Genomic DNA, 17,111 nt, shown 5'->3' with positions numbered 1-17,111 from the left:
TCACGCCGACCCATCCGCCCTGCCGCGCCGAACGCGCGCGCCGCGGATCGGTCGTGGTCTGACCGCCGCGCGATCGCTCGCGTCCGCGCGGCACCGATGGAGATCGTCGATGACGGATGTTTCCTTTCGCGGCTTGTGCCTGCGCGCTTCAAATCTCGGTTTTTCCTGGCCGGACGGCACGCCCGTGTTCGACGGGCTGTCGTGCAGCTTCGGTCCGCAGCGCAGCGGGCTGGTCGGGCCCAACGGCAGCGGCAAGAGCACGCTGATGCGGCTGCTGGCCGGGCAGCTCGCGCCCACGGCCGGGCAGGTCGAGACTCACGGCGTCGTGGCTTACCTGCCGCAGCACCTGCCGCTGTCGGGCGATGCGAGCGTGGCCGAAGTGCTCGGCATTCGCGCCAGGCTCGATGCCTTGCGGGCCATCGCCGAGGGTGGGATGGACCCTTCGCTGCTGGATACCGTCGGCGAGGACTGGGACATCGAGGAACGCACGCGCGCCGACCTGGCCCGGCTGGGTTTGAGCGATATCGCCCTGCAGCGGCGCCTGGACAGCTTCAGCGGCGGCGAAATCGTCTCCCTCGGCATCGCCGCGCAACTGCTGCGGCGGCCCGACCTGCTGTTGCTGGACGAGCCGTCGAACAATCTCGACCGCGCATCGCGGCACCATCTGTATCGCCTGGTCGAGACCTGGCGCGGCGGACTGATCGTGGTCAGCCACGATCGCGAACTGCTCGAACGCATGGACCAGATCGCCGAGATCGGACCGTCCGCGCTGCGCGTGTACGGCGGCGGCTTCGGCTTCTACCAGGCCGCGGTCGATGGACAGACCCAGGCCGCGCAGCACGACGTGCGCAATCTGCGCCAGCAGGTGAAGCGCGAACAGCGCCAGCAGCAACAGGCGCACGAGCGCGCCGAACGCCGCTCCGGCAACGCCGGTCGTTCGCTGGCGAGCGCCGGCTTGCCGCGCATCGTCGCCGGCAACCGCAAGCGCGGCGCGCAAGTGGCGGCGGGCAAGTCGGCGGATGTGCATTCGGCGCGGGTCGAGGAGGCGAGGCAACGCCTCGGCGAAGCCCGCCGCGCGTTGCGCGAGTCGTGCGAACTCGACCTGAGCCTGCCGGCGACGCGCGTGCCCGCGGATCGGCTGTTGTTCGACGGCAGGCAGTTGCAGCTGCGGCGCGGCGGTCGCGCGCTGTTTGCAGGGGCTGGCGTCGACATCGCCATCCGCGGGCCGGAACGGATCGCGATCCTCGGCGCCAACGGCGCGGGCAAGTCGAGTCTGCTGCGAATGATCGCCGGTGAGCTGGCGCCGGACGCCGGCGACATCCGCCGCGGCGCCGGACGCATCGCTTCGCTGTCGCAGCGCCTGGACGCACTCGACCCGGCCGCGAGCGTGGCCGCGAACTTCGCCGCCCGCACCGAGCACCTGCCGCCGCCCGAACGCGCCAACCTGCTCGCGCGCTGGCTGTTTCGCGGCGATCGCAGCCAGTTGCCGGTCGGCGCGCTATCCGGCGGCGAGCGCCTGCGCATTTGCCTGGCCTGCGTGCTGCATGCGCAACCCGCGCCGCAGCTGCTGTTGCTGGACGAGCCGACCAACAATCTCGACCTGAGCACGATCGAGGATCTCGAGCGCGCGTTGCGCGCTTATGAAGGCGCGCTGCTGGTGGTGAGTCACGACGACCGCTTCATCGAGGCCATCGGCACCACACGTCGCCTGCTGTTGGCGCAGGGGCGGTTGCAGGAACTGCGCTGAGCCTCCGTGCCGGCGCGATCAACCGTCCGGATCGGCCCACGGCGCCTTCTCGAACTTGCGCGCCAGGTAATCGATCAGCGCCTGCACCCGTTGCGGGCGCAGGCGCCCGGGCGGGGTGACGATGTGCAGTGCGATCGGCGGCGGCGACCAATCGGGCATCGCGATCTCCAGCTTGCCGTTGCGCAGTTCGCGCCAGACCAGGAATTCAGGTTGCAGCGCCACGCCCAATCCCGCCAACAGCGACGGATTCAAGGCCTCGGCATTGTTGACCCGCAGCGGCGTGGGCAGGCTGATCGAAAAATCGCCGTGACGCTTGTGGCTGAAGCGCCAGGCATTGCCGAAGCGCGAATAGGTGTAGAGCAGGGCGCGGTGCTCGCTGAGTTCGCGCGGATGGCTCGGCCGGCCATGCGCTTCGAAATAGGCCGGCGAACCCACCAGCACGATGCGCACGCCGCACAGCCGCCGCGCCAGCAGGCTCGAATCGGCCAACGCCGAAATGCGCAGCGCCAGGTCGTAGCCGCCGCCGACCAGGTCGGTGACGCCGTCGTCGAACACGATCTCCAGCGCGATGTCCGGATAGCGTTTCATGAACTCCGGCAGCAACGGCGACAGATGCGCGATCCCGAACGACATCGGCACCGCGATCCGCACCTGGCCGCTGGGGCTCTTGGCCTGGGCGGTGATTTCCGCTTCCACCGCCTCGCCCTCGGCGAGGATGCGACTGGCGCGTTCCAGCGCGCCGCGTCCGCTTTCAGTCAGCGACATGCGCCGCGAGGTGCGATGGAACAACACCGTCTTCAGCCGCGTCTCCAGCCGCGTGACCGCCTTGGACACGGTCGCCTGCGCCAGTCCGAATTCGGCGGCGGTGCGCGCGAACGAACCGGTTTCGGCGACCTTGGCGAAGATCGCCCAGGCTTCCAGGTCGGGCAGTTTATTCATGTCGTTTTTGGAAACTATAGTTTTCCATCAGTTCCATTCTAAACCCGATCGCAGGCGCCTATCGTGTGCCTCAACAGCAAACACACACGGGACCACGGCCATGATCGAACTTCGCCCCTACGACAGCCTCGGCGGCGCCAACCACGGTTGGCTCGACGCCAAGCACCACTTCGCCTTCGCCGGCTACCACGACGCCGCCCGCATGGGCTGGGGCGCGCTGCGGGTCTGGAACGACGACACCATTCAGGCCAACACCGGCTTCCCGCCGCATTCGCACGCCGACATGGAAATCATCACCTACGTCCGCGACGGCGCGATCAGCCACCAGGACAACCTCGGCAACCGCGGCCGCACCGAAGCCGGCGACGTGCAGGTGATGAGCGCCGGCAGCGGCATCCAGCACGCCGAGTACAACCTGGAGGCGCAAACCACCCGCATCTTCCAGATCTGGATCATTCCCGATCAGCGCGGCGGCGCGCCGACCTGGGGCGCCAAGCCGTTTCCGAAGGGCGATCGCGCCGGACGCTTCGTGGTCCTGGCCAGCGGCATCGAAGGCGACGAAGACACCCTGCCGATCCGCGCCAACGCGCGCGTGCTCGGCTTGACCCTGGCCGCCGGCGAGTCGGCCGAGTACGCCTTCGGCGACAACCGCTACGGCTATCTGGTGCCGGCCAAGGGCGTGGTCGAGGTCGACGGGCTGCAGGTGCAGGCGCGCGACGGCGTCGCGATCCGCGACCAGGCCGCGATCCGTGTCACCGCGCTCGAAGATGCTGAGCTGGTGCTGGTCGACACCGCGCCGTAACAGCACGCACCGCAATCTCCGGGCAGCACCCACCCTTTCATCGACTGCAGATCATCAACTACAGGAGCAACACCATGGGCACTTTCACCACCAAAGACGGCGTGCAGATCTACTACAAGGACTGGGGCCCGGCCGACGGCGAGCCGGTGGTGTTCAGCCACGGCTGGCCGTTGAGCGCCGACAGCTGGGAGTCGCAGATGCTGTTCCTGGCTTCGAACGGCTACCGCACCATCGCCCACGATCGCCGCGGCCACGGCCGTTCCAGTCAGCCGTGGGACGGCAACGACATGGACCATTACGCCGACGATCTGGCCCAGTTGCTCGAACACCTCGACCTGCGCGGCGCGACCTTGTACGGTTTCTCCACCGGCGGCGGCGAAGTGGCGCGCTACATCGGCCGCCACGGCACCGCAAGGGTCAAGAAGGCCGGGCTGATTTCCTCGGTGCCGCCGTTGATGCTCAAGACCGACGCCAACCCCGGTGGCCTGCCGATCGAGGTGTTCGACGGTCTGCGCGAAGCGTCGATCGCCGACCGCTCGCAGTTGTACCAGGACCTCGCCAACGGCCCGTTCTTCGGCTTCAACCGCGAGGGCGCGAAGAAGTCGCAGGGTATGATCGATTCGTTCTGGGCCCAGGGCATGCAGGGCGGGCACAAGAACACCTACGATTCGATCGCCGCGTTCTCGGCCACGGATTTCACCGAGGATCTGAAGAAGTTCGACGTTCCCACCTTGATCGTGCATGGCGACGACGATCAGGTCGTGCCGATCGATGCGGCCGGGCGCGCGTCGGCGAAGCTGGTCCCGAACAACACGCTCATCGTCTATCCGGGCGCGCCGCACGGCCTGACCGACACCCACAAGGACAAGCTCAATCAGGATCTGCTGGCGTTCCTGAAGTCCTGACACAGCGCCGCAATATCGACTAAACGATACGCACGCCGCATCGGCTCAAGGTGCGGCGTGCGCGTTTGCACGCATGGCGGTGCGATATCGAGGAACGGTGTTGCCTATCGTTTAGGCGGCGGGACCGTCTCGGGAATGGCCTGCCAGAACTCGCGGGGAAATCCCGTTTCCATCTGCGAGCGTTCCCACCAGTGGGGATTTACCGACTCGATCAAGCGGCGTTGCCAACGATGGGGCCAACGCCGAATCTCGGCGGCACGCGCGAGCGCGGCCGAGTGCGTTCGCATTCGCTCGAACCAGACCAGGCAAAACGCGGCCAGGTAGATATCGTCGGCCGCGCAGGTTCGTTTGAAATGCGTCGCCTTGACCTCCCGCATCACGTCCGCGAGCAGGCCGCCAACGCCGATCACGTACGGGCCGGCGCGTTGATCCGCGAGCAGGTAGACCATATGGGGCGCGGCCGTGTCCATCCTGTCCTCGGGCTTACAGCTTCGGGCCGCGGCCCGGATCGTCCTGCCCACGCTGCGCGGCCTCTTGCGCCAGTTGCTGATCGCGCTGCCGATTGAACGCCTGCGTTTCGCGCACGGTGTCGTGCAGGGCCGGCGGCGGATCGGACAGCGAAACGCCGGTATGAAAGCCGGGAACGTCCTTGCCCACCCACAGCTTGCCGTTGGCGGCACCGATCGGCCCGATGCTTTCGGCGTCGGCGATGCCGTTGCGCTTGGCCGCGAGCATCAACGCCGCCACGGTTTCGTCCGGCACGTCGGCCGAGACGTTGCCGCGCATCTTCGCGAACATCGCTTGATCCTTCGGCGACAACCGCGACACGTCCATCGTCGAACCGCCGCGTGCGTGCGTCTCGACATCCGCCGCGGTCGGCGCCCGCCGCGCCGGTTCGACCGCGGCATGCTCCGCGTGCTCGATCGGCGCGGATCGATCGGTCGTTCGGTCCGCCGCGTCCGCCCGGGTTTCGCCGTGCGCAGCGTTCCTCGCGCCAGCGTCGGCAGGCCCGACGACATCGTGGGCTAGCGCCGTTCGCACCGGCTCGGCCGTCGTCGCCCGCGCAGCGTCGCGCACCGATTCCCGAGCCGGCGCCGCCGCTTCCTGGTCGGCCGCCTTCTGCGACTCGATTCGCGCATGCTGCGCCGCCGATATCGTCTGCTGCGTCGTGGGGTCGGCCACGCCGGTATCGGGCAAGCCCCGATCGCGTTGAAACTGGCGAACGGCCTGCTCGGTGGCGGTGTCGTACTCGCCATGCTGCGGCAGCGGCGTGCCGTCCGGGCTTTGGTAGCCCACGCGCTGCAACCGATACTGCAGCAGTTCCACGTCTTGCCCTCGGTCGCCACGCCGCAAGCTGCCGTCGTCGAGGGCGAGCTCTTGCGCCGGTGTCGCCACGGAGGGCGTCACCTGAGGACTGCGGGTCGCCGTCGCCCCATCCGGCGCGGGCACCGCTGCGGACGCGGGCAAGGCGACCGTTTCAGTCTGGTGCGGAACCGATGCAAACGCAGCGACCGGCTCGATGATCGGCGCGGGCCGATTCGCTTCGGCCACCGCCAAGGTCGGCGATGCCGCGACGACGGGTGCCGGCTCGGGGCTTGCGACGACTCGCACGGCGTCCGCATCCCGGATCGGCGGTGCCGCCACGGCTGCGGCAGCGGGCGCCGTCATCGCGATCGGCGGCTCGGCTTGCGGCGGCTCGCTCGTGGAGCGCGCGCCATCGGCGCGGGGCTGCGTCGCGTGCGACGTCTGCGGTGTTTCAGATGCGAGCGTATCGGGCAGCGGTTTCGTCGGTGCAGGCGATGGCGCTTGCGGTTCGCGCGCCACTTCGGGCACGCGCGGCTCCAGGCCCCGATCCTTATCGGCAAGGCCGACCGCCAACTCCGGCACGCGCTCCGGCGCGCGGTCAGCCGCGATCGCGCCCGCGACCGCTTGCTTCGCTGCGTCCTGCACGTCGTCGCGTGTCAAACCCAACCGGTTCGCCTCGCGCACGACCTGTTCCAACGTCTCGTGCTGCCGCGGCGACAGATTCGCGATGCGCAACTCCGGCGGCTGCGGCGTCGTGGGCGGCGGAGAACGCAGATCCAGCATCGCCAACTGCACTTCGAGCGGGCTGGTTACGGCCTGAACCCGATTGGCGCCGTCGGCATCGCGGCCAATGTGTTCGATCGGGCTGTCGATGTCGAAGCCGCCGCGCGCGTTTCGTCCCAGATGCAGCGAACTCGCCAGCGGACCGACGCCGTACTCGTGCTGAGTGCGCCGCACCGCTTCCAGCGTCGCTTCGAGCTGCTCCGGCCTGGGGTCGACGTTGTGAACCTTGTAGGTGGCCAGCAAATCGGCCCGTTCGATGTCCTCCAGGGTCGGTGGCTGCCGCCGCGCGATCGCGGCGACCTGCTGCTCATGCTGCGCCAACTGCGGCTGCAGCACCGCGCGCATGCTTTCCAGCTCCTGGCGCAAGTTCCCGGCCGCCACCACCGACTCGTCGTTGCGCTGCCACTGCCCTTCCGCCGAGCGTTGGTACAGCTTCCCATCCGACGCCACCAGCGAATCGTCGCGCAGCGCCGATTGAACGGAAGGCGGAACGACGCCGAAGCGTTCCCAGCCCTCACTGCGATGCACCATCTCGTAGCGCGCGGCCATCGGCGCGGGGCCGTTGGCGACGTTGTCGCGAATCACCTGCGCCGACGCGCGATCCAGTTCGGCCGCGCGCTGCGCGCTGGCGGAATCGACCCGGATCATCGGCACGCCGGGCTGTTCGAACCCGACGATTACGTTGCGACTCCATGCGCCGGTGTGCGGATTACGCTCCCAATCGGCGCGACGCAAACTGGCCGGGTCGCTCTCCGCCGCCGGTTGCGAATACGGATTGCGCGGTGGGGGCAGCGTTCCCATCGCCAATTCCGTGGCGACGTTGCTGGCCCGGTAATTCAGTTCGTTCGCCTTTTCCGGATCGGCGGAAAACGTCTGCATGACCGGCTTGTTCTGGCCGTCGTCGAGCATGTCGCCCAGGTCCTGCCGCACCCATTGCCGCCCGTTCGACTGCCAATGAACGCCGTCGCGGTCGGTCTGCTTGAAGGTCTTGTAGCTGTCGAGCACGTCAGCGACATGCTCGCCTACATGGCTGCCGGCCACCGCCGCGCCGCCGATGACGATGAAGCCGACGACACCGGGCCCGGTCGATGCGGCGGTAGCGATCACGCCGACAGACGCGCCGCCGATCCAGCCGCCGGCATTGCGCGCCACGGCGTGTTGGGCTTCGGATTGCGCGGCCGTCGGATTGTTCTGGTCCAGTTGATCCGCGACGCGACGAGCGCTCAGGCTCACGTCGATCCCCGTCGCCAGCAGGCCTCCGGAGCGGAGCAAGGTATGCCTGGGCGACTCACCGATCAGCAACTCCGTCGAGGCGAACCCGCGCTGCCCATTCGGGGCGCGCAAGGAGACATCGCCTTCGGCCAGATCGGCGGCGGCGCCGGACAACGACGGGTCGAACGAGTTCAGACGCGGGCTTTCCTGAAAAACGGACTGCGTTCGGTAGCCTGCCAGATGCTGCTGGTACTCCGCCTCGCTGATGAAGTTGTCCCGAAACGATTGATCGAGCAACTCAGCGGTGGTCTTCGTCTGCAGACCCGGCAATTCCTGCTGCAGCTGACGCTGTATCTGCGGCGACGCGAAGTGCTTGTCGTCCGACCAGATGGTGACGTTGCGGCCTTCAGCGTGTTCGCGGGTGGCGATTTCGAGTAGGGAGCGTTCGCCTGCGTTCTTTGACAGCTTTCTGCGTTCTTCAGGGTTGGTAGTAGAGGCCAACTGACTTTCCGTCTCGGGAACTTCGAGAACCGCTATCTCCCTGTCGGCAATATATTTTTCGAGCTCGGACTGGAGGGGGCCGTCTGCAATCTCAGCTTCTACGGTTTTGGAGATAGCGAACTCATACTGTCCTAGTTCGGCTATCTCGATATAAGTATCAAGCAACTGCGTACCACCCGCACGATAAGCATAAATTAGGCTGCTCGTGTCGGCTAAAAAATAGTTTGCCACTGTTCAATCATCCCTGATCAAGTCGACTCTAACTTGGCGTAGTTCCGAAATTTGCTGAATAACGCGGTGCAATCCGACCCGTCCAAATTCGGTATCCATTCCCAGATAAGTTGGCGAACTCCCCAAGCAAGCCCCGATTCAATCTCGTTGAACTCCCTTTGCTGCCGTAGAAATTCAACATAGTCCTCCGGTCTTTTTTCCTTAAAATAATGCGCGAAGGCGATCACCTCATCGTCCCGCCACTGCCTAAGTCGGGCTCTTTGCTCCTTGGCCTTCGTGTAAGAGGAAACGATCAGTTCGTAAATTTCCTCATCAGTTGCCCGTTTCTTGCCGGAGCTTGTGAGCGAGCGAAGAATCCTAGCCTTGAGCTTTTCATCTTCGAGGGCGTCGACTTTTGCTTGTAATTCAGGGCTGATGGACATGGCGAAACTCCTTAAAGCTCAAAGGGCAAGTCCTTGACTGTGAAGCGTCAAGTCGTACAAAGAAAGGTCTTCTATGGCTAAATGACACTGCTCCTGTGCCGGCCATCTTTCGGTAGGTGTCCAGCAAGTGGCTGTCGGCACGATAGGCGTAGATCAAGCTGCAGTAGTTCGTCGACATGAATTATTCTCTGATCAACGCAAGCTCGATTCGACATAGTCGCGAAATTCACCAAATAGCTCGCCGATACCTGCGCTATTCAAGTCAGGCATCCATTCAGATATCAGTCGGCGAACGCTCCACGCAAGTCCCGATTCGATCTCATGGAACTCTTTTTCCTGCCGTACGAACTCCTCATAGTCGGCTGAATTTCTTTCCATGAAATACCGCGCGAAAGCGGCAACTTCATCGGTTCGCCATTTTCTTGTTCGGTCTCTCTGCTCCTTGGCCATCGAGTAAGTGGCTACGGAATTTTCGAAGATCACTTCATCACTTACTCGTTTTTTTCCAGGGCCTGTAATAACTCGGAGAATCCTGGCTTTAAGGTCTTCGTCTTCCAGTGCATCGATCTTGGCTTGCAATTCAGGGCTGATGGTCATACGAAAACGTCCTTGGCGCTTGTAAAGGAAATCCATTGCTGCCGTTGAGTCGAGTCACTCTTCAATGCGATAGCCTGCGCTGCCCACGAGAGCGTCCAAGCCGACGGTTCGGGTCAGTTCGGAATGCCGACTATGGATGTGTCTGAAGTGCGAGTGCGATGCCGTCGGAAGCTTGTACCCCCTTCCAAACGGGCGTCAAGACCGCTCGTCTTTCTTTAGGCAGTGTCGGCGCACAGTGCGAACAAAATATGTGCCGTACAACCACGCGCGACATACGATCTGCTTGCTGCGAGTTACTGCAGGTTGTCTTGATCAAAGGTTAGCGCAATGCCCGGGCTACGCTCGGCGCACATTATGCTGTTGAGGTTGCGGTATGAGCCAAAAACGGCAGTTTGATCGCTTTCGTTGCCATGCCTAAGCTGCAATGCACGCTTCGATGGGCATGCCTGGACGCTATGCGTGTCGCGTCCAACACCACGAAACCCGAACGATCAAGGACGACTCCATGAAAAGCAAGAAACCTTCCCAGGTACGCATCGCCGTCGCGTTGTTTTACGTCGCATTGGTGCTCACGCTGGCGGCGCCCTTCATCAGCTCCGACTTCGGACCGCGTCCGGCGGGCCTCGTGATCGCGGTGCGCGTGGTGGCGGCCCTGTTTACGGTGTTCCTGATCGAATTCATCTCCATCGGCAAGAACTGGGCCCGCATCACCTATCTGGTTCTCACGGTTCTTGCGTTGCCGGCGCCGTTCATGGCCGCGAGGCAGGGCATTTCGATTTCCAATGTCGAGGTGGCCTCCATCGCCGTTCAACTGCTCGCGCATGGCGTTGGCCTTTACTTGCTGTTTACCGCTCCTGGAAAGTCCTGGTTCGCGCCATCGGCGCGGTGAGCGCGAACGCCTGGCGGTTGAGAGCATTCACCACATGACGGCGAGGGTGTTGATGTTTGCGCGCGATCGGACCGGTTGTGCACGAAACATGGGGCGATCCGCCGCGCGAGCGTTGGCGAATGGACCTGAGGCCTACGCATGAATCGCAACGCGCGTCACACGCATCGTCGAATGCGGCCGCGCGAGTCTGAACCAGACAGGTTCAACATTTTCTGCATGCGAGATGCCACACGACCTTAACTTGAGTGCGAGCAGGATCGGGCGAAGCCGATTGTCGGCATGTACGCCCATTCAGGAGTCGCATTCATGGCCGCCAGGAAAAAACCGAGCCCCGCATCACCCGCCAAATCCGCTCGCGCCAGTCAGGACAACGCCAGCCAGAGCTCCGCCAACAAGGCTGATCGTGATCAACGCGGCAACGGCGACGAGCTGCACCAGCAGGCCTCGGGCAAGCATCCGCCGCTGACCACCAACCACGGCTTGCCGCTGTCGGACAACCAGAATTCGCTGCGCGCCACGGAACGCGGGCCGACCTTGCTGGAAGATTTCATCCTGCGCGAGAAGATCACACACTTCGATCACGAGCGCATTCCCGAGCGCATCGTGCATGCGCGCGGCTCGGCGGCGCACGGTTATTTTGAGCTGACCAAGTCGCTGAAGAAGTACACCACCGCGCAGATCCTGACCGAGGTCGGCCAGCGCACGCCGCTGTTCTGCCGCTTCTCCACCGTCGCCGGCGGCGCCGGTTCGATCGATACGCCGCGCGACGTGCGCGGGTTCGCGGTGAAGTTCTACACCCAGCAGGGCAACTGGGACCTCGTCGGCAACAACATCCCGGTGTTCTTCATCCAGGATGCGATGAAGTTCCCGGACGTGGTGCATTCGGTCAAGATGGAACCCGATCGCGGCTTCCCGCAGGCCGGCAGCGCGCACGACACGTTCTGGGATTTCATCTCGCTCACGCCCGAAGCGATGCACATGATCATGTGGGCGATGTCCGACCGCACGATTCCGCGCTCGCTGCGCATGATCGAAGGCTTCGGCGTCCACAGCTTCCGCCTGCTCGACGCGCGCGGCGCCTCGACCTTCGTCAAGTTCCACTGGCGGCCCAAGCTGGGCCTGCAATCGACGCTGTGGGACGAGGCGGTCAAGCTGGCCGGCGCCGATCCGGATTTCCACCGTCGCGATCTGTTCGAAGCGATCGAGAACGGCGACTTCCCCGAATGGGAACTCGCGGTGCAGCTGTTCACCCAGGAACAGGCCGACGCGCTGCCGTTCGATCATCTCGACCCGACCAAGCTCATTCCCGAGGAAACCATTCCGCTGACCGTGATCGGGCGCATGGTGCTCGATCGCTGGCCCGACAATTTCTTCGCCGAGACCGAACAGGTCGCGTTCTGTCCCTCGCATATCCTGCCGGGCATGGATTTTTCCAACGATCCATTGTTGCAAGGGCGGCTGTTCTCGTATCTGGACACGCAGCTGTCGCGGCTGGGCTCGCCGAATTTCCATCAGCTGCCGATCAACGCGCCCAAGTGCCCGTTCGCCAACCAGCAGCGCGACGGGCATATGCAGATGCAGGTGCCGAAGGGCCGGGTCAACTACGAACCCAGTTCGCTCGACCCGACCTCGCCGCGCGAAACCCCGGCGGGGTTCCGCAGCGCGGCGGTGACTGGCGACGACGGCGCCAAGGGCCGCATCCGCGCGGAAAGTTTCGCCGATCATTACAGCCAGGCGCGGCTGTTCTACCGTAGCCAGACCGCGCCGGAGCAGGCGCATATGGCCTCGGCGCTGGTGTTCGAACTGTCCAAGGTCGGGACCGCGCACGTGCGCGAAGCGATCGTCGGCCATCTACGTCACATCGATGCCGACCTCGCGAAACGGGTCGCGGACGGGCTGGGACTCGATCGTCTGCCGCCGGCCCCGCCCGCGGCGGTGGAACCGGTGGACATGCCGCCTTCGCCGATGCTGCAGTTGATCGGCAAGATGAAGGACACCCTGGTCGGGCGTTGCGTCGGCATCCTGATCGACGAAGGCTCCGATGCGGCCGCGCTCAAGGCGTTGCGCAAGGCGGTGGAAGCGGCCGGCGCGCGGGTCAAGATCGTCGCGCCGAAACTCGGCGGCGCCAAGCTCAGCGACGGCAGGCAACAACCCGCCGACGGGCAACTCGCGGGCACGCCGTCGCTGGTGTTCGACGCGGTCGCGCTGGTGCTGTCGCCGGCCGCGGGCAAACGCTTGGCGAGCGAAGCGGCGGCGGTGGACTTCGTGCGCGATGCGTTCGGCCATCTCAAGGCGATCGCGCTCGACGACGGCGCACGCCAGGTATTGGCCGCGGCCGGCATCAAGCCCGACGACGGCGTCGTCGCCGCCGACAAGCCGGCGGCCTTCGTCAAGCTCGCCAAGACCCGGCAATGGGATCGTGAGCCGGGGCTGCGCACCTTGGCCTAGAAGGGGAGCGATCGATGCAGTGACGATGCCGCGATCGATCGCGGCATCGGCGACCGCATCGACCAAACCCGTCATTCGACTCGCGCGATCGCATCGGTTGAGCGATGCACGTCACGAAAACGCAGCCGCATCGTGGCTGCGTCGTCGCCCCGATGGGGTGATGATTCGTACCGGCAGTCGTGTGGCTGGATACGGCCCCGACTTGCGTTACTGTTCAAACCGGCACTGTGGTGCGCGAGGAGGCGCCGATGCCCATGACCGATCGAGAACGTCGCCAATCCGCGCAAGTGGTCAGTCCGGCCGGATTGCGCGCGGGACTGAGGCCGGCCCAGCTCGATGCGCTGGCCACGCTGGAACAGTTCGGCTGGACCCTGCGTTTCGTGCGGCGGCCAATGTTCCTCGATCCTATCCCGGTGGTGTTCCGCGCCGACGGCCAGCAGTTCGTCGTGCTCGAAGCCGACGGCACGCTCAACGAAAATCCGGGCTTCAAGATTCGCGATTAACGCGAACGCATCGACGCACTCGCATCCGCGCACTGCGCCAGCCGATAGCCGACATAGCGGTCGTACAGGGTCGTATGCAGATTGTGCAGGGCCAGTTCGATGCGGAACGGCGTGCGCGGATTGCGATCGAGCAGGCGGGCGATGTGGAAGCCGACCGGCTGGATCCCGAGCTTGTGGACATAGATCGCGAAGCCGCGATAGAACGGATCGGCGAGCAGACGGTCGATCTTCGCCACGGTGATGCGCGCCTGCTCCGGCAGCGCGGCGCGCAGGACCGGATCGCGCTCGTACAGCAGGCGCTCGAACAAACGCTTCGACTTATCGAGCTTCAACGATCGCGCCAGCGACCAGATTTCGCGGTTGCGGTCGTTGTAGTACTCGAAGCCGTCATGACGGCGCAGCGCGGCGGCGGCCTGCGCGCTGACGTCGTAGACGACGAAGTTCTCGGCCTGGTTGTTCAGATCGTCCAGGCTGGCGCGGCCGAACACATGGAAGACGAAGCCCGGCAGGCCCATGAACGCCTGCCGCCCACTCGCCGCCGCCGCGATGGCGCGGCCGTCGTGGGTGAAGTCGCCGGCCGACGTGCCCAGCAGGATGCTGCGCGTGCGGTGCAGGCGATTGAAGGTGCCGATGACGATTTCGTCGGCGTCGAACTGGCGGTCGAAACCGTCGCGGCCATACAGTTCGGCCTGGGTGGCGTATTGCGCGACCTGCCGGCCGACGCCGCATTCGGCGCGGACGTGGCCGTCGTAGAAGCCATCGATCGCGCGCGAGTTCCCATCGCGAGGTCGATAGCCGCGCCCGAACAAGGCGATCGGTGTCCAGCCGTCGTGCGCCGATCCGGCCGGGCCGAAGCCGATCCAGCCGATCTGCAGGGCGGTGAAGCGGAAGCCGCGGTTGTCGACCAGCCGATCGACCGCGCGCCGCGTCGCCGCGCCCAACGCGAAGCCGTAGCCGCAATGAGTGGCCGGATGCCGCAACAAACGGTCGAACAGCCGCTCGCGTTCGCTGGCCGCGAGGCCGGCGGGTATCGCGACGGTCAGATCGCCGGCGGCCTTCGCCTCGGCCAGATCGCGCCGGTCGCAGGGACGCCCGGCATGGATGTCGACCGCTCTGTCGTCGGAAAACACGAAGCGCCAGCCGAATTCCTGCAGCACGCGTTGCTTGCACGCTTGCGTGCCGGTCGCCGCGGCGACCGAGCCGGCGAGCAACATCGCGACCGCCGCGATGGCGACGGCGCAGGCAGGAGCGTGCGGCAGGCGAATGCGCTTCATCTCCACGCAACCGGGGGGATCGGTACGGAAGCAGCCTACGGTGGCGCGGTGAAGAGAGCATCAAACGCAGGCGTGGCGCAGTTCACAGCGTCGGCAGCGAGTCGGTAAAAGACGATTTCGATCATGCGCCGGCGCAAAGCCGCGAGGTTTGCGGCGGACCTCGGTCAGACGATCCTCATGGCGGCGCCGCGTCGCGCAACTGGGTCATGCGCTGCCGCCAGACCTCGGCGGTCTGCGGTTTGACGAACAAGGCCACCACGTCGGGATGCTCGCGCCGCACCGCGGCCTCGATGCGATTGACGCAGGCTTCGACCTGCGGGATCAGCAGATCGTCTTCGAATTCCGCGCTCAAGGTGGCGAGCACTGAATTAGGACCGAGCTGCATGGTCAACACGCCGTTCGCCGAGCGGATGCCTTCGTCGGTGTTGGCGATGCGCAGGATCGAGTCGCGCACGTGCGGATGCGCGGCTTCGCCGAGCAGCAGGCCCTTGGTTTCGCGGGCGAGCAGGAACGAGGCCACCGCGAGTACCAGGCCGATGCCGATCGAGGCATAGCCGTCGTACACCGGATTGCCGGTGGCGTGCGACAGGGCGACGCCGGCGAACGCGATCGACAGGCCGCACAGCGCCGCGGTGTCTTCGAACAATACGGTGAAGGTGCTGGCGTCCTTGCTGGCGCGGAAGGTCTCGAACCAGCCGCGGCCGCCCTTGGTCGCGCGGAAGGCCTTCATCGCCACCCACCACGAGATGCCTTCGAACACCATGGAAATCCCGAGCACCACGTAGTTGATGAGCGGGCGCTCCATCGGCCTGGGATGCTGCAGGTGGGTGATGCCCTCGTAGAAGGAAATCCCCGCGCCGAGCGCGAACACCAGCAGGGCGACGATGAAACTCCAGAAATACACTTCGCGGCCGTAGCCGAACGGCTGGGTCGCATCGGGCGGACGTTCGGCGCGCTTCATGCCGTACAGCAGCAGGAGCTCGTTGCAGGTGTCGACCAGCGAGTGCACGCCTTCGCTCAGCATCGCCGAACTGCCGGTGATCGCGGCCGCGATCAGCTTGGTGACCGCGATGGCGGTGTTGCCGAACAGTGCGGCGAGCACGACCTTCTTGCTGGAGGCGGTGGCCATCGGTCGGCTCCTGTGCGGGATCGGCGTTCGATCCACTTATCGGCATCGTCGCAGATCGATCCCCCTGTCTACGTGATCGCAGATCACGGCGCGGGCCGCCGCGCGATCACGCTGGCGGCCCATGGAGAGGCGCTTGCCAGTGTCGCGCCTTCGGCCTGCTTTGACCCCCGCCGCAGCGCCGGCTCAAGCCATGCGAACGGATCAGGGCGATTCGACCTGATAGCCCTTCGCATTGCATGCCCTTCTTGGAGTGAGCCGGCGCGCGGCGGCCGCACCATCGCGCTCAAGGCTGGGCGTCGCACGCAGCGGCCGCGGTGCGGTGACGATAGCCACGCCGCGGCCCGGTCGCGCGATTACTTCAGGATTTTTTCGGCATCGATCACATCCACGCCCTGCATCTGCCCGAGCAGGTTGTCGAACCAGGGCTTGTGCGAGGCGCCGACGATCGACAGCACGCGCGCGCCGGGGTAGTCGCCGAAGGCCGCGCGGATATTGGCGACCATGCGCAGATTGCGCCCTTCCCAGCCGGCGACATACAACTGGCCGTAGTGCTGCGGCGAGGTGTCGCGCATGGCCGCGCCAAAGTCGGCGTCGATCGCCAGGCGCTGCGCTTGAGGCGTGTTGATCAGCCGGTACAGCGCCAGCATCTGCGATTGCTCCGACAAGGTGTCTTGCTGCTTGCGCGAGGCCAGGGCGGCCGCGCTGGCGGTGTCCCAGGCCTTCTGGATCGCCTTGCCGTAGCGCTCCCCGTCGTCGATGGTGACGTTGTCGCCGGTGTGGTCGTCCACCGCGTACAGCCGTTGCAGCCCCAGCCGCACCGCCAGACGCGCGCCGATCTGGAAGCTCTCGTCGTTGCGCGTTTCGAACTTCTGCAACTGCGTCACCAGGGCCGCGTCCAGGCCGTCGCCGACATGGCGTTCGGACTTGGGCAAGTACAGCCACTGCACGAACGCCGAGCCGCTTTCGTTGGCGGCCAGGAAGGTCGCCGCCAGTCGCCGCCGCTGCGCCGGCGTGGGTTGCGCCGGCCAGGTCTTCAAGGTCTTGCGCACCTCGGCGATGGCCGCGGGCACGTCCAAGCCGGTCGCGGCCCGCGCCGGCGCGGGGTCGCGGCAAAACCGGTCCACGTCCTCGGGCGCGTACACGGCCGGGTGGCGCGCGACGAGGTCGCAGGTTTCGCCGGACAGCGCCTCGATGGTGATGAGCTCGGGCTTGAACGCGGCGAGCCGGTCGAGCACCGGTTCCAGCGATTCGGGCTTGAAGCTCTTGGGCATGCCCGACAGATGCACCGAGCCCAGCACCAGCACCTGTGCGCGCGGCCCGGTCATGCCGGTGTCGAGGGTGGACAGGTCGACTTGCGGCTGGGCGATGACCGGGCCGATCAGGCCCAGGGACAGTCCTGCGATGGCGAACAGTTTGCGCACGGT

At 65.6% G+C, this 17,111-nt stretch carries 14 protein-coding genes; 6 read left to right on the top strand and 8 right to left on the bottom strand.

What is annotated here, in order from left to right:
• Positions 1–109 precede the first annotated feature (109 nt).
• Positions 110–1,747, top strand: a complete 1,638-nt coding sequence (locus tag KME82_RS25845) for an ABC-F family ATP-binding cassette domain-containing protein (protein ID WP_215496589.1) — start codon at positions 110–112, stop codon at positions 1,745–1,747.
• A gap of 18 nt (positions 1,748–1,765) precedes the next feature.
• Here the strand turns inward: KME82_RS25845 and KME82_RS25840 are convergent, their stop codons facing one another.
• Positions 1,766–2,686, bottom strand: a complete 921-nt coding sequence (locus KME82_RS25840) for a LysR family transcriptional regulator (RefSeq protein ID WP_215496588.1) — start codon at positions 2,684–2,686, stop codon at positions 1,766–1,768.
• A gap of 100 nt (positions 2,687–2,786) precedes the next feature.
• On the opposite strand from KME82_RS25840, the gene KME82_RS25835 reads away from it, so the two are divergent.
• Both KME82_RS25835 and KME82_RS25830 read left to right on the top strand, forming a co-directional pair.
• Positions 2,787–3,488, top strand: coding sequence for a pirin family protein (locus KME82_RS25835; protein ID WP_215496587.1), 702 nt, complete (start codon positions 2,787–2,789; stop codon positions 3,486–3,488).
• A gap of 74 nt (positions 3,489–3,562) precedes the next feature.
• Complete coding sequence (locus tag KME82_RS25830) at positions 3,563–4,393, top strand: alpha/beta fold hydrolase (protein ID WP_215496586.1); 831 nt, start codon at positions 3,563–3,565, stop codon at positions 4,391–4,393.
• A gap of 104 nt (positions 4,394–4,497) precedes the next feature.
• Here the strand turns inward: KME82_RS25830 and KME82_RS25825 are convergent, their stop codons facing one another.
• From KME82_RS25825 to KME82_RS25810, 4 genes are all read right to left on the bottom strand, one after another.
• Positions 4,498–4,863, bottom strand: coding sequence for a hypothetical protein (locus KME82_RS25825; RefSeq protein ID WP_215496585.1), 366 nt, complete (start codon positions 4,861–4,863; stop codon positions 4,498–4,500).
• Between the two features lie 13 nt (positions 4,864–4,876).
• Positions 4,877–8,425, bottom strand: a complete 3,549-nt coding sequence (locus KME82_RS25820) for a peptidoglycan-binding protein (protein WP_215496584.1) — start codon at positions 8,423–8,425, stop codon at positions 4,877–4,879.
• Positions 8,426–8,442: 17 nt separating this feature from the next.
• Complete coding sequence (locus tag KME82_RS25815; RefSeq protein ID WP_215496583.1) at positions 8,443–8,847, bottom strand: hypothetical protein; 405 nt, start codon at positions 8,845–8,847, stop codon at positions 8,443–8,445.
• Positions 8,848–9,039: 192 nt separating this feature from the next.
• On the bottom strand, positions 9,040–9,444 hold the full coding sequence (locus KME82_RS25810) for a hypothetical protein (protein WP_215496582.1): 405 nt from the start codon (positions 9,442–9,444) through the stop codon (positions 9,040–9,042).
• 505 nt (positions 9,445–9,949) lie between these two features.
• Here KME82_RS25810 and KME82_RS25805 point away from each other — a divergent pair.
• The 3 genes from KME82_RS25805 (at position 9,950) to KME82_RS25795 (ending at position 13,284) form a co-directional block, all read left to right on the top strand.
• Complete coding sequence (locus KME82_RS25805) at positions 9,950–10,333, top strand: hypothetical protein (protein WP_215496581.1); 384 nt, start codon at positions 9,950–9,952, stop codon at positions 10,331–10,333.
• Positions 10,334–10,639: 306 nt separating this feature from the next.
• Positions 10,640–12,781, top strand: a complete 2,142-nt coding sequence (locus KME82_RS25800; RefSeq protein WP_215496580.1) for a catalase — start codon at positions 10,640–10,642, stop codon at positions 12,779–12,781.
• 254 nt (positions 12,782–13,035) lie between these two features.
• Positions 13,036–13,284 carry a hypothetical protein gene (locus KME82_RS25795; protein ID WP_215496579.1) on the top strand — a complete coding sequence of 83 codons (249 nt, stop codon included), beginning with the start codon at positions 13,036–13,038 and terminating at the stop codon, positions 13,282–13,284.
• Here the strand turns inward: KME82_RS25795 and KME82_RS25790 are convergent.
• The 3 genes from KME82_RS25790 to KME82_RS25780 form a co-directional block, all read right to left on the bottom strand.
• On the bottom strand, positions 13,281–14,558 hold the full coding sequence (locus tag KME82_RS25790; RefSeq protein ID WP_252255551.1) for a hypothetical protein: 1,278 nt from the start codon (positions 14,556–14,558) through the stop codon (positions 13,281–13,283). The two genes, KME82_RS25795 and KME82_RS25790, sit on opposite strands and share 4 nt — an antisense overlap.
• 175 nt (positions 14,559–14,733) lie before the next feature.
• Complete coding sequence (locus tag KME82_RS25785; protein WP_215496578.1) at positions 14,734–15,687, bottom strand: cation diffusion facilitator family transporter; 954 nt, start codon at positions 15,685–15,687, stop codon at positions 14,734–14,736.
• 353 nt (positions 15,688–16,040) lie between these two features.
• Positions 16,041–17,108 carry a DUF5694 domain-containing protein gene (locus KME82_RS25780; RefSeq protein WP_430538766.1) on the bottom strand — a complete coding sequence of 356 codons (1,068 nt, stop codon included), beginning with the start codon at positions 17,106–17,108 and terminating at the stop codon, positions 16,041–16,043.
• Positions 17,109–17,111 lie beyond the last annotated feature (3 nt).

It is taken from the genome of Lysobacter capsici, from assembly GCF_018732085.1.
Classification (GTDB): domain Bacteria; phylum Pseudomonadota; class Gammaproteobacteria; order Xanthomonadales; family Xanthomonadaceae; genus Lysobacter; species Lysobacter capsici_A.
The sequence above is the reverse complement of the archived record's forward strand: the minus strand, read 5'-3'. Positions and strand labels throughout refer to the sequence as shown.

Bases quoted from the DNA above. Each gene is read 5' to 3' on its own strand.
- KME82_RS25785 (WP_215496578.1), bottom strand. From the start codon at position 15,687: ATGGCCACCGCCTCCAGCAAGAAGGTCGTGCTCGCCGCACTGTTCGGC.
- KME82_RS25835 (WP_215496587.1), top strand. From the start codon at position 2,787: ATGATCGAACTTCGCCCCTACGACAGCCTCGGCGGCGCCAACCACGGT.
- KME82_RS25810 (WP_215496582.1), bottom strand. From the start codon at position 9,444: ATGACCATCAGCCCTGAATTGCAAGCCAAGATCGATGCACTGGAAGAC.
- KME82_RS25825 (WP_215496585.1), bottom strand. From the start codon at position 4,863: ATGGACACGGCCGCGCCCCATATGGTCTACCTGCTCGCGGATCAACGC.
- KME82_RS25805 (WP_215496581.1), top strand. From the start codon at position 9,950: ATGAAAAGCAAGAAACCTTCCCAGGTACGCATCGCCGTCGCGTTGTTT.
- KME82_RS25815 (WP_215496583.1), bottom strand. From the start codon at position 8,847: ATGTCCATCAGCCCTGAATTACAAGCAAAAGTCGACGCCCTCGAAGAT.
- KME82_RS25795 (WP_215496579.1), top strand. From the start codon at position 13,036: ATGACCGATCGAGAACGTCGCCAATCCGCGCAAGTGGTCAGTCCGGCC.
- KME82_RS25800 (WP_215496580.1), top strand. From the start codon at position 10,640: ATGGCCGCCAGGAAAAAACCGAGCCCCGCATCACCCGCCAAATCCGCT.
- KME82_RS25845 (WP_215496589.1), top strand. From the start codon at position 110: ATGACGGATGTTTCCTTTCGCGGCTTGTGCCTGCGCGCTTCAAATCTC.
- KME82_RS25790 (WP_252255551.1), bottom strand. From the start codon at position 14,558: ATGAAGCGCATTCGCCTGCCGCACGCTCCTGCCTGCGCCGTCGCCATC.
- KME82_RS25830 (WP_215496586.1), top strand. From the start codon at position 3,563: ATGGGCACTTTCACCACCAAAGACGGCGTGCAGATCTACTACAAGGAC.
- KME82_RS25840 (WP_215496588.1), bottom strand. From the start codon at position 2,686: ATGAATAAACTGCCCGACCTGGAAGCCTGGGCGATCTTCGCCAAGGTC.